This is a genomic window from Acholeplasma equirhinis, assembly GCF_017052655.1.
GTDB classification, from domain to species: domain Bacteria; phylum Bacillota_I; class Bacilli_A; order Acholeplasmatales; family Acholeplasmataceae; genus Acholeplasma; species Acholeplasma equirhinis.
Window position 1 is genome coordinate 472,028 of the sequence record NZ_JAFIDC010000001.1, and the last position, 12,032, is coordinate 484,059.

Genomic DNA, 12,032 nt, shown 5'->3' on the forward strand with positions numbered 1-12,032 from the left:
CTATTTAAGTATTAATTTGAAAGACTTTAGATTCATTCATTAATCAATTAATATTGAAGAATTTTTATCGGCAGAATATCTGTGGAAATCAACACCACCAGTAGTAGTTGTGTATGGATTAGTGCAAACGCATTTATATGAATTCATAAGTCAAGCAAATGCAAAACAAGCGTATCTATATGCATTAGGTTATTCATATGCTGTAATAGTAAGTGAATGATCTATAATTTTCAACAGAAATATGTTTCTTCCCTACATTTAAAAGCATAATGACTAAAAATATTTATGTTACTTGCCTCCATTATGTGAAAAATCGGCAAGCAATTTGCACCTTTCTACGCACGTTGAAAACATCGTATTGCTTTCATTAAAAACGGCTTAACAAAAACATTCATACTATAGAACAAGAAGCATCTAACTTCTTTAAATAGGGTTAAATGCTTCTTTTTTGTTTTATGCCTAATGTGGAAACATCTAAAGAAGTTGTTTTTATTGACTCAGTAGTTTATTGTGATACAATATATCTATATGAATGAGCGCTCATATAGATAGGGGATTAGTATGGATCAAAAAGATATAATAGAGTTTTGTGAATGTAATGTTCTTCACCCTGAAAAAATAGAAATAGCCCATAAAAACTTACTAGATAATGAATCTATTTCACTGCTAACTTTGTTCTTCAAAACATTTAGCGATCCCACAAGAATGAAAATCATATTGGCATTAAAAGAAACCGAGTTGTGTGTGTGCGATCTGTCTGCTGTGATCAATGTCAGTCAATCCGCTGTCTCACATCAATTGAAAACCTTAAGAGAGAATCGTTTGGTTAAATACCGAAAAGAGGGGAATGTTGTTTATTACTCGCTTGACGATGACCACGTCCACGTGTTAATATCTCAAGCAATGAATCATCTAAAACATAAGTAGAATAGAGAAAAAACATGAAAGAGATTAAATATAGTTTATCAGAAATTAGCTGTGCGAGTTGTGCGGCTAAGATTGAAGAAAAATTAAACAAGACCGAAGGAATTTTAGGTGCCAACGTTGATTTTATAGCAAAAAAACTGACACTTCAATTCAAAAATTCGCTAGATCAAAAACGTATAGAAGAAAAGGTTCAAAAAATTATTGATAAAATTGAACCTGGCGTAACGATAGCACAATCAAATGTGAAGAATGAAGATCACGTGGATGAAGAATCATCAATGACGAAAGATTTAATCATCTTCGGTATAGGTATCTTACTATTTACTGGAGGATTATTGATTGCTGAAGGAACGGTTTTTCGTTATGTATTACTTATACTAAGTTATTTCATCATCGGTGGAGAAGTTGTACTGAAGGCAGTCAATAACATATATCGAGGTAAGGTGTTCGATGAAAACTTCTTAATGACGATAGCAACTATGGGTGCATTTGCTATTGGAGAGCATCCTGAAGCAGTTGCAGTTATGATTTTTTATAAGGTCGGTGAATTTTTCCAAGACGTAGCAGTCAATCGATCCAGAAGATCCATAAAAAAATTGATGTCAATCAGACCTGATGTCGCAACGATTAAAAAAGGCAACACTTCTGTGGAAATGCGTGTTGAAGACGTTCAAACTGGAGAGATAATGATCATTAAACCAGGCGAAAGAATTCCGCTTGATGGTGAAGTGTTGTCAGGAGATTCCACAATTGACACAAAAATTCTAACAGGAGAATCTGTGCCTGTAAATGTTACAAAAGGTGAGATGGTACTCTCTGGTTGTATTAATATCAATGGTTTATTGACCGTTAAAGTTACCAAACTCGCAAGCGATTCAACTGTTTCTAAGGTACTTGAAATGGTTGAAAATGCAACCAGCAAAAAAGCACCAACCGAGAATTTTATCACTAAATTTGCTCGAGTATATACTCCAATTGTCACTTCGTTGGCTGTTTTGATTGCGGTAATACCACCACTCTTTATACAAGGTGCAACTTTTGAGGAATGGATCTACAGAGCACTTATATTCTTAGTTATTTCGTGTCCATGTGCACTCGTTGTATCGATTCCGCTTGGTTTCTTTGGTGGTATTGGAGCTGCATCAAGAAATGGTATCTTAGTTAAAGGTGGAAACTACCTAGAAGCATTAAATAACATTGAGATTGCAGTTTTTGATAAGACTGGCACATTGACTGAAGGAACTTTTACAGTGACTGAAATTAATACAGCTAATGGTGCAACACAAGAAGAGTTACTCGAAAAAGCAGCGTATGTGGAAAGTTTTTCTAATCATCCTATCGCTGTCTCAGTCGTCAATAAATACAATAAAGAAATAGATCAAAGTTTAATAACTGATGTTGAAGAAATATCTGGACATGGTGTAAAAGCAGCCTATCAAAATGATATCATTGCAATCGGGAATGCTAGATTGATGAAAAGAGAGGGTGTTGAATTCAAGGAATCTATTGCATTGGGTTCGATTATATACATCGCTATCAATGGAAAATATGTTGGAAATATTGTTGTCTCAGATCAGATAAAGCAAGACTCAAAAACTGCTATTAAAATGTTGAAGTCATTAGGCATTAAAAAAACTGTCATGCTAACTGGTGACAAGAAATTAGTTGCTGATGCAGTTGGACAAGAGTTAGATATCGATGAAATTCATAGCGAATTGTTGCCTGAAGATAAGCTCAATATTGTAGAGAAGTTATTACTCCAAAAATCGAGCAGAGGGAAGCTGTTCTTTGTAGGTGATGGTATCAACGATACACTAGTATTAGCGAGAGTTGATATTGGAATTGCTATGGGTGGACTCGGTGCCGATGCAGCCATCGATGTAGCTGATGTGGTGATTATGAATGATGAACCTTCTAAGATAGGTACTGCGGTCTTTGTGGCAAAAAGAACTAGAAAGATTGTATGGCAAAACATATACTTCGCATTAGGAGTTAAACTCTTGTTTCTAGCCTTAGGAGCTGTCGGAATCGCAACTATGTGGGAAGCCGTGATTGCTGATGTCGGGGTGTCATTATTAGCAGTACTAAATGCAATGAGGGTACTCAAATATAACTATAAAATAAATAATTAACTTAAATTATACTAACTTAATAGAGTTTATTCAATTTACCGTTATGTTTTTTAACAAGTCTCAAATAAAAACAGCTTCATTAAGCCATAAATTAAGGGTGCTAGAAAATTACATATATATGACACTAGGGTTCTAAAATTTTTACACAAATTGAAGGCTAGGGTGCTAAAGTTGTATTAAACCTCAAAACCTTAGACAGTAGAGTGACGGAGAACTTAAACCCTTTTGAATACTCTTTAGGTGATGAGATAAAATGAGTGTAGTTCGTATTGACAATTTAGCATAAAAACCAAAAAATATGTTACTTTGGTATTTTAGCCATCAGTTCAACCATGTAAGGGGAAACATATTTTAGTCGATTTTGATGTTTCTTTAATACACACAAGGTCGATTTTGCAAGCAATATGGTTTTTTCAACGCACGTTGAAAACATCGTATTGCTTTCATTAAAAACGGCTTAACAAAAACATTCATACTATAGAACAAGAAGCATCTAACTTCTTTAAATAGGGTTAAATGCTTCTTTTTTTGTTTTATGCCTAATGTGGAAACATCAAAAGATGCACTAAACATATATTTTGCTTTAGAAAGGAAACACTCATCTACCCATAATATATTGATTTTCTCCAGATAATAGCATATAATAAAATTAAGTGGAGGAAATAATATGATTGTTACAACATTAAACTTAAAAGAAAAGTATAAGAGTTATACGGATATTAATGGCAAAATCAAAAGAGATATTGATAATGGTTTCTTATTTCCTCTTGTACGAGGCATTTATGAAACAGAAAGCTCTGTTGATGGTTTTTTACTTGCTTCATATATTTATGCACCGTCCTATTTATCTTTCGAATATGCACTTTCATATCATAATCTCATTCCTGAAAGAGTTGTTGTTTATACGAGTGCTACATTCAACAAACGAAAAAGAAAGGTTTATCAAAATCATTTCGGACTTTATACCTATAGAGATGTTCCAAATGCTGCATTTCCTTATTCAGTAAAAGCTTATGAAGAAGACGGGTATGCTTACTTTATAGCTAGCCCAGAAAAAGCACTATGTGATTTACTATATAATAGAAAACCAGTAACAAGTATCAAAGAATTAAAGAGACTGCTTTTTGAGGATTTACGGGTAAATAAAGATATGTTTGAACAACTTAACTTTGATGAAACAATATTTTTATCTGATAAATACATATCGAACAATATGAAGTACTTAAGAAAATACATTGAAAGTGAGTATATGAAATGACAATTATTCAGCAGATGATCAATAAGTATAATCCAAAAACCTTAGAAGATAAGAAGCATGCAATAAAAGAAGTTTTACAAGAAGTGGTGTTGGCTGGTCTTTCTAAAACTGACTTTTTTACCCATGCTGCTTTTTATGGTGGAACAGCTTTAAGAATTTTTTACGGAATGGATAGATTTAGTGAGGATTTGGACTTTAGCTTACTTGTATCAGATGATACTTTTGATATAAGTAAATATTTTAAACCAATAAGTGACGCCGTAAACTCACTTGGACTCAATTTTGAAGTTTCCAAAAAGGATAAGACGGTAAACTCAAATATTGATTCGGCTTTCATCAAAGGTAATACAAAAGAAACCTTGATTACTATTTATTCAAGTTCATCAGATTCTAGACTTATTATTCATAATGAAAAGATTATCATCAAGTTTGAAGTTGATGTAAATCCCCCACTATACGCACATACAGAAATTAAGTTTCGATTATTACCATTCCCATACCAAGTTCGAGTTTATGATGCCTCATCGTTATTTGCTGGCAAAATTCATGCTGTGATTGCTAGAAGTTGGAAGAACCGCATAAAGGGCAGAGATTTATATGATTATGTCTATTATTTAAGTTTAGATACAAAAGCTAATTTAAAACACTTAGAATCTAGACTCAAACAAACTAAAACAATTGACGAAGAAGTCAAACTTTCTCGAGATTTATTAATAGATATCTTAGAAAAACGATTCGACCAGATTGATTATGATATTGCCAAATCCGATGTTAGACCATTTATTAAAGATCAGTCTAGTTTAGACCTTTGGAGTAGCGAATTTTTTAAATCCATTACTAAGCAAATTAAAGTAGATTTAGAGGATAATAATGTTTAAACCCAAACAACTTAAAATAGGTGACATACATTTGCCACATTATCATCCATTCGGAAAAGAACATCCACATGCTTTATTCATAATATATAATAAGTAGGAGGTATTCATGCTTAATAAAAAAGAAATAAGAAAGAAATTAAGCAAAAAATTTAATCCAAGGTTAGCAAGTATCTCAGACCTTAATGAAATTCGTGGAGATAGATTTAAGCAACATAGTGTATATAATCACGAAAATATGGATTTAATTGACATTACTGAAGGTGTGATTTAAAACACATGGAAAGAACTTGTAGAACGCTATGATATTTTTGTTTTTGACAGTGAAGAATCCAAAATAATCGATGATTATGAGTACGGAGAAAATGATGGATATACATGCAATTTTCTAGTTGTTGAATATGATGAACATGATGTGATAACACAGTACTTTATCTGGAATGGCTATAGCAATATAACAAAAGAATCACTTGAGATATTAAACCAATTTAAATAAGATCATATGAAAAATCCTTTGTTTATTGTGCAACTTAAATGGATTAAGGATTTATTCTTTTATGGAGATGAGATAATTATGACGCTCATTTATAGTTTTAGATTAAAACCTATAAATATGTTACTTTGGCATTATAGATGGTTTTCAACCATGTAAAGGTAAACATATTTTAGTCGATTTTGATGTTACTTTGATACACACAACCTTGATTTTGCAAGCAATCTAGTCGTATCAACGCACGTTGAAAACATCGTATTGCTTTCATTAAAAACGGCTTAACAAAGCCATTTATAAAATAGAAAAAGAAGCATTTATCCCTTAAAAACTGGGTTAAATGCTTCTTTTTTATGAACTAATACTAAAAGACGACCTGAATTCAACAGGATGATATCTGATACCTTAGCAGGCAAGATTGACCTCATCATTACAAAGTCCATCTCAAGATTCGCACGTAATACGCTTGATACAATATCCTTTGTTAGAAAATTAAAAGATAAAGGAGTCGAAGTTTTCTTTGAGAAAGAGAACCTATGGACCTTAGATCCAAAGAGCGAACTCATTCTGACCATTATGGCTTCGATCGCACAAGAGGAATCAAGATTGATTAGTCAAAACGTCACTTGGGGTAAGAGAGCTAGTTTTCAACAAGGAAAAGTATCATTTGCCTATAAGCGATTCTTAGGTTATAAAAAAGAAAACAAGAAAATAGTAATTGATGAAGACGAAGCCATCATTGTTAAGTTAATATATCGTATGTTTTTAGTTAAAGGGAAGTCAATCACTGGAATCGCAAATCATCTTACTAAACTAAATGTTAAGACGCCAAGTGGGAAATCAACTAAATGGACAAAGAATACCTTAAACTCGATTCTTACAAATGAAAAGTATAAGGGCGATGCTTTACTACAAAAAAACTATACCGAAGATTATCTAAGTCAGAAACTTGTAAAAAATACTGGTCAAATTCCTCAATACTATGTTGAAAACAATCATCCTGCTATCATTGATAGAGATACATGGGAATCTGTCCAGATAGAGTTGGCAAGGAGGGATGCGCTAGGAGCTAAGTACTCATCAAATGATATATTTGCTTCAAAGTTAGTCTGTGAAGACTGCGGTGGTTTTTATGGCCAAAAGAAATGGCACTCCAATACCAAATACTCAAGGTTCATACATCAGTGCAATCGCAAGTTTGAAAAAGGTAAAGATAAATGTACGACTCCAAATCTAAAGGATAACGAGATAAAGCATAAATTTATTGAAGCTTACAACATAACCATGCAAGACAAGAAAAGAATTATTGATGATACAAATGCGATGATTGCACTCCTTACTGATACAACTCAATTAGATAATCAGATTGATGACTTATACGATGAGATGGTTGTGACTACTGAACTCATAAATAAACTAATAAAAGATAACTCAAAACCAAACATGGATCAAGATGAATACGATAAAAAGTACATGGAACTCACAAAGAGGTATGAACAAGCCAAGAATCGTCAAGAAGAACTCATAGATAGTAGAACCAATAAAAAGACACAAGAACTTAATATGAAAACATTTGTCGCAAATTTGAGTAAAGCAGACGATAAAATAACAGCATGGAATGAATCAATATGGATGTTATTAGTTAAAAGTGCAATAGTACATAGAGATAAAAACATAACATTTAAACTCAACAACGGGAAAGAAATTAGAAGCTAATTAAAGTAAATTAGGCGCCATACAGCTAATATTAGTTGTGTGGTTTTTACGTATTCTATTTATGATGTAGATTGAGGTTTTATAAATAGAATAAAAATGTTATAATTTAAATAACCAAAAAACAAAAAGAAAATGATGATAATTACTAAAAATAGGAGTTAAGATGGATAATTTTGATGTCGTAATTTCAGCCGTAAAAATCGTAGAGAAAATACTTAACTTCCCTGCTCCAGAGTTATTTATTATAGAACAGAACCAACTGTCTAATAGTGAAATAACTGGCATGTATAAATTTGATGACAACGAGATTATATTTAACGAAGATTGGGTTTTAAGAAGTGATTGGACTGAAGTTATCATTACTGCTTTTCACGAGATGAGACACGCATATCAAGGTTACTGTCTACGCACCCAAAGCAGAGAGCCGCAATCGACATTAGATAAATGGGAGTACGAAACACTAAACTATATAATGCCTTCAGGCAAAAACAACGAGATTGATGATGAATCGTATCATAAACAGGAAATAGAAATAGATTAGATCCATCTTTTAAAGTAATTGTACAAAATAAATTCGATATTTTTGAAATAGATTTTTATTGAAAAAAATACCATAGATTTAATACATTATAAAAATCAAGTTAAAAGATATTATATTAAGCAAGAGGTTGAACCAATCTCTCTATAATCCAAATGAAAATCAATCAACTTCACCTAATGAAAAAAATAGTAATGTAATATTTACATCAAAAAAATTGTTTAATATAAAGAATGTCTAATAAAAATACTGCAAAAGGATAAGTGAAATGAAGAAAAACTGGCTAGTCATATTTGAAATAATTATATACATAGGTGTAATATTAATTTTCAATTTTTTTTTAAATGATATTTATGTAAGTATAAGAGGTTATAAAAACTATTTTAATAGTATGCCACTGGACTTTATTATTATCTATAAAACACTTCTTTATTTTATACCAATATTAATACTAATCATTTTATTTAAATTAATAATTAACAAACAAAAAAAGACTGGTATTAATGGTATTTATAGGTTAATAAAAAAGATATTAAAACCACATAAATTAGTTTCTATTTTAGTAATAATAGTGTCTATAGTATTATTATTTTCATATACAATAATCAATATTCATGATTTATTTATTTATTTTCCAACTGACGCTCCAGGTGCGGAGAATATAGTAAGATATGAAGGTATTTATGAAAAAATCAATATTATTTCAGATGATGGAAATCAATATAATGGATGGGCATTAATTGATGAATCTAACACTGAAACAATAATTTATTATGGTGGTAATGCTCAATTATCGGCTGTTTTCTTTATGAATCAAAATGAGTTAAAATGGAGAGATTATCAAGGATTTAATTTTGTTATGGTAGATTATCCAGGATACGGGTTAAGTAGTGGAATACCTAATGAAAACGATATTAATGAAATGTCACTTAGCGTTTATGATTATGTAAGTAAGATGAAGTATGTAGATTCGAGTAAAATAGTTGTTATGGGTTTTAGTTTAGGAACAGGTGTTGCCTCCTATGTGGGTAGCCAAAGAAATGTATATAAATTAATTTTAGTATCCCCTTATACATCGTTAATTGATGTATTTAATGCTAGATTTCCAGTATTTTATGGCCCGTTTGAATTACTTATTAAATCTAAATTTAAAACAATAGAAAGAATTGAAAATATAGATTCAGATGTTTTGATTATATATTCATTAAACGATGAAGTTATACCATATAGATTTTCAAAACAAGTTGTGGATAAAGGCAAGAACATAGAATCTCTTGTGTTAGAAGAAGAGAGTCATAACAATATTCTTAATAATGAATCGGTATTTATTAAGATTAGTGAATTTATTAGATAGTGTACTTTTAGTTATTATAACTACCACTTTTATTAAAAAATTCTTAGGTTAAACAAGACTAAGAATATATAAAATTAGGGTGCATAAAAATAGTTAATGTTGCGTAATTGTATCAAAATAGGTAAACTAATACAGTCGAGTAAAGGGGATTTAAACCCTATTGAATATTCTTGGGGTTAAAAGATCAATGATGGTGTTTCCGACAAGATAATTTCAAAGTAAAATCCAAAAAATATGTTACTTTGGTATTTTAGCCTCCTATCCAACCTTGTAAGTGGAAACATATTTTAGCCGTTTTTGATGTTACTTCAATACACACAGGGGTGATTTTGCAAGCAATATGGTTTTTTCAACGCACGTTGAAAACATCGTATTGCTCGAATTAAAATAGGCTAACCAAGCATTCAAGATTATAAAACAAGGCCCTATAAAAAATTTGGAGGTTAATCCAAATTAGGCTATAAAAAATATGGAGGTCTACCTCCAAATATTTGATTGGGTATCATTTACCTCCAGATATTTTATATACCTTAAAACAATAGCTATATCGCGCTTGATATGGCTATTTTTCTTTGAATTCGTTTGAGCTTTATTTTTTTATTATTAATTAATACATTTAGCCAGATAAAACTCTTTATGTGATAACTGATTGATGACAATTAATATATACTGTAAATATATAGTAATGAATTCAAAGATATCATAAAGATTAAAAAAATTATAACTTGAATTCAAATTAACATTTAAGGGGAATATACCATGTATAGTAGATCTGTAAATATGACTGAAATAGAGTATATTGAGTATATGCGATTTTTAACATCAACAAATGATCAATTCAAGAAAATGTACAAATTAATTAAGTTTTTAATCCCTTTTTTTTGGTAACATTTTTTATATTATCAAGTATATTTATTAACGATGTAGTCACTATGATTATTATGTTTTCTGTATTTGTGATTGCTTCAATTCTTTCTATTTTTATCGTTCCAAAAGTAATCAAAAAACAAGTAGAAAAGAATTTTATTAAAAATCTTAAAGAAAAAAATATGTTAGAGATGGTGATTCATTATGATTTTGAAGAAAATTATATTGAGTCTTTGATTAAGGGTTCGATTGGAAAAACTGATTATAATCAATTTGATCGCTTAAGCGAAACAAGTAACTTATTTTTGATTCACTTGAATGGACAAACTGAAGCAGTTGTAATTCCTAAAAGATGTTTTGAAGATGAGATGCAAGTTATTGATTTTAAAAAATTTATTGAACGAAAACTAAAAGAAAATAAGTCGCTATGATGCGACTTATTTTAATCTTTGTGTAAGTTATCTTAATTATTTGACATATCAAATTAAATTAATTAGAATATATTCAATTTATATGAAAGAGGGATACATATGATTAATCAGACGATAAAAGATAGAGTCTTACAAAGTATTAAAGAAACAAATGAATTTTTTGAAAACATTACTGTAGATGAATTAAGATCTAAACTACTTAATTTGCCATCAAATACTGTTGGTGCTCAAGCGTGGTGCATCATTGGTGCAAGAGAGTCTTATATGAAAGCTTACGTTGCAGGTAAATGGGTTGGATTTGAATGTTCATTAACCGAAATCTATGATGCTTCTAAAGTAAAACAAAAATTAGTTGAAACCGCAAAAATGGTTGAAGATTTAATGAATCAATATCCTGATAAAAATGAACATCAACTTATTGATTTGCTGGAACACGAAGTGATGCATCATGGTCAACTGATTCGATATGCATATGCAAATAGAATCCTATTCCCAATGAGCTGGATTCATAAATATGCACTTGATCAAGTCAAACCAAAGAACGAATAACAATGGTAAATAACCATTGTTTTTTATTTATATTCTGTATATTTATAATACTTCCTCAAAATTAATTTTAGAATATAAGTAAAAATACTTGACCTCTACGTTGCGTCATAGTTTATACTAAAGTTGGTGATATAAATGACATTTAAAAATAGTGAACTTGCCAAGCTAGCAGGCATTAGTACACGAACACTTAGATATTATGACCAAGTAAATCTTTTAAAGCCAAAACGAAATGATGATTCAAATTATCGTTATTATAGTCAAGATGATGTTGATAAGTTGCAACACATTCTAATATTGAAAGAAATGGGTTTAGAGATTGAAGCCATAAAAAAACTTTTAAAAATAAAAGATTTAACTTCTCGTATAGAACTTTTTGGAAAGCATTTAGTTGAACTAAATTTGAAAAAAAGTAAGTTGGAGAAATTAATATCTAATGTCAATAACACCATTAAAGCTATGAAAGGAGAAATTAAAATGAGTGACCAATCAAAGTTTGAAGGTTTAAAAGATGATCTCATCAAACATAATGAAGAAACTTACAAAGAAGAAGTTATTTCCTTTTGGGGACAAAAAGCTTATGAAGATGCTAAAAAGTACTTCAAAAATATGTCTGAAGAGAAATTTAATCAGTTTAATCAAATTCAAATTGATTTAATTCATACATTACAACATGCAAAAGAAAACCCAAACGATTTAAGTTTAAGAGAAAAAGCAGCAAGACTACACAAAGAATGGATTATGATTGCATGGGGTAAATATAACCTAGAAGCACATCATAATCTCGTTAAGATGTATGTTGACGATGAAAGATTTAAGCGATATTATGATCAACATGGTGAAGGACTTGCAAAACTCTTAAGGGATTCAGTATTAGAGTACATCAAATAATAGA

Annotated in this window: 11 protein-coding genes and 1 pseudogene; all 12 read left to right on the plus strand. The window is 30.5% G+C overall.

The features are described 5' to 3' along the window. Window positions 1-561: 561 nt before the first annotated feature. The 12 genes and pseudogenes from JV173_RS02200 to JV173_RS02250 all read left to right on the plus strand — a co-directional run bounded on the left by JV173_RS02200 (window position 562) and on the right by JV173_RS02250 (window position 12,028). Window positions 562-927, plus strand: coding sequence for an ArsR/SmtB family transcription factor (locus JV173_RS02200; protein ID WP_205734659.1), 366 nt, complete (start codon window positions 562-564; stop codon window positions 925-927). Window positions 928-941: 14 nt separating this feature from the next. Then, window positions 942-3,059: a heavy metal translocating P-type ATPase gene (locus tag JV173_RS02205; protein ID WP_205734660.1), complete on the plus strand. Its 2,118-nt coding sequence runs from the start codon at window positions 942-944 to the stop codon at window positions 3,057-3,059. Window positions 3,060-3,726: 667 nt separating this feature from the next. Beyond that, complete coding sequence (locus JV173_RS02210) at window positions 3,727-4,317, plus strand: type IV toxin-antitoxin system AbiEi family antitoxin domain-containing protein (RefSeq protein ID WP_205734661.1); 591 nt, start codon at window positions 3,727-3,729, stop codon at window positions 4,315-4,317. Continuing rightward, a complete protein-coding gene (locus tag JV173_RS02215; protein WP_205734662.1) occupies window positions 4,314-5,195 on the plus strand; it encodes a nucleotidyl transferase AbiEii/AbiGii toxin family protein in 882 nt (293 codons plus the stop codon). Before JV173_RS02210 ends, JV173_RS02215 begins: the two co-directional genes overlap by 4 nt. A gap of 106 nt (window positions 5,196-5,301) precedes the next feature. Further along, entirely contained in the window at window positions 5,302-5,466 is a 165-nt protein-coding gene (locus JV173_RS02220; RefSeq protein WP_205734663.1) for a hypothetical protein, read from the plus strand. A 591-nt stretch (window positions 5,467-6,057) separates the two neighbouring features. Continuing rightward, window positions 6,058-6,726, plus strand: a pseudogene (locus JV173_RS07085) (recombinase family protein); the annotation flags it as partial. After that, window positions 6,727-7,398, plus strand: coding sequence for a recombinase zinc ribbon domain-containing protein (locus JV173_RS07090; protein WP_276208432.1), 672 nt, complete (start codon window positions 6,727-6,729; stop codon window positions 7,396-7,398). It abuts the pseudogene before it with no gap. 163 nt (window positions 7,399-7,561) lie between these two features. Further along, window positions 7,562-7,939 carry a hypothetical protein gene (locus tag JV173_RS02230; RefSeq protein ID WP_205734665.1) on the plus strand — a complete coding sequence of 126 codons (378 nt, stop codon included), beginning with the start codon at window positions 7,562-7,564 and terminating at the stop codon, window positions 7,937-7,939. A gap of 265 nt (window positions 7,940-8,204) precedes the next feature. Continuing rightward, window positions 8,205-9,290, plus strand: coding sequence for an alpha/beta hydrolase (locus JV173_RS02235; protein ID WP_205734666.1), 1,086 nt, complete (start codon window positions 8,205-8,207; stop codon window positions 9,288-9,290). Window positions 9,291-10,222: 932 nt separating this feature from the next. Then, window positions 10,223-10,588, plus strand: coding sequence for a YcxB family protein (locus JV173_RS02240; protein WP_205734667.1), 366 nt, complete (start codon window positions 10,223-10,225; stop codon window positions 10,586-10,588). A gap of 99 nt (window positions 10,589-10,687) precedes the next feature. Then, window positions 10,688-11,137 carry a hypothetical protein gene (locus JV173_RS02245; RefSeq protein WP_205734668.1) on the plus strand — a complete coding sequence of 150 codons (450 nt, stop codon included), beginning with the start codon at window positions 10,688-10,690 and terminating at the stop codon, window positions 11,135-11,137. A 135-nt stretch (window positions 11,138-11,272) separates the two neighbouring features. Next, window positions 11,273-12,028, plus strand: a complete 756-nt coding sequence (locus JV173_RS02250; RefSeq protein ID WP_205734669.1) for a MerR family transcriptional regulator — start codon at window positions 11,273-11,275, stop codon at window positions 12,026-12,028. Window positions 12,029-12,032 lie beyond the last annotated feature (4 nt).

What these genes read in the sequence shown, in the direction of transcription:
- JV173_RS02200 (WP_205734659.1), top strand. Translation starts at nt 562, where the DNA reads ATGGATCAAAAAGATATAATAGAGTTTTGTGAATGTAATGTTCTTCAC.
- JV173_RS02205 (WP_205734660.1), top strand. Translation starts at nt 942, where the DNA reads ATGAAAGAGATTAAATATAGTTTATCAGAAATTAGCTGTGCGAGTTGT.
- JV173_RS02210 (WP_205734661.1), top strand. Translation starts at nt 3,727, where the DNA reads ATGATTGTTACAACATTAAACTTAAAAGAAAAGTATAAGAGTTATACG.
- JV173_RS02215 (WP_205734662.1), top strand. Translation starts at nt 4,314, where the DNA reads ATGACAATTATTCAGCAGATGATCAATAAGTATAATCCAAAAACCTTA.
- JV173_RS02220 (WP_205734663.1), top strand. Translation starts at nt 5,302, where the DNA reads ATGCTTAATAAAAAAGAAATAAGAAAGAAATTAAGCAAAAAATTTAAT.
- JV173_RS02230 (WP_205734665.1), top strand. Translation starts at nt 7,562, where the DNA reads ATGGATAATTTTGATGTCGTAATTTCAGCCGTAAAAATCGTAGAGAAA.
- JV173_RS02235 (WP_205734666.1), top strand. Translation starts at nt 8,205, where the DNA reads ATGAAGAAAAACTGGCTAGTCATATTTGAAATAATTATATACATAGGT.
- JV173_RS02240 (WP_205734667.1), top strand. Translation starts at nt 10,223, where the DNA reads ATGATTATTATGTTTTCTGTATTTGTGATTGCTTCAATTCTTTCTATT.
- JV173_RS02245 (WP_205734668.1), top strand. Translation starts at nt 10,688, where the DNA reads ATGATTAATCAGACGATAAAAGATAGAGTCTTACAAAGTATTAAAGAA.
- JV173_RS02250 (WP_205734669.1), top strand. Translation starts at nt 11,273, where the DNA reads ATGACATTTAAAAATAGTGAACTTGCCAAGCTAGCAGGCATTAGTACA.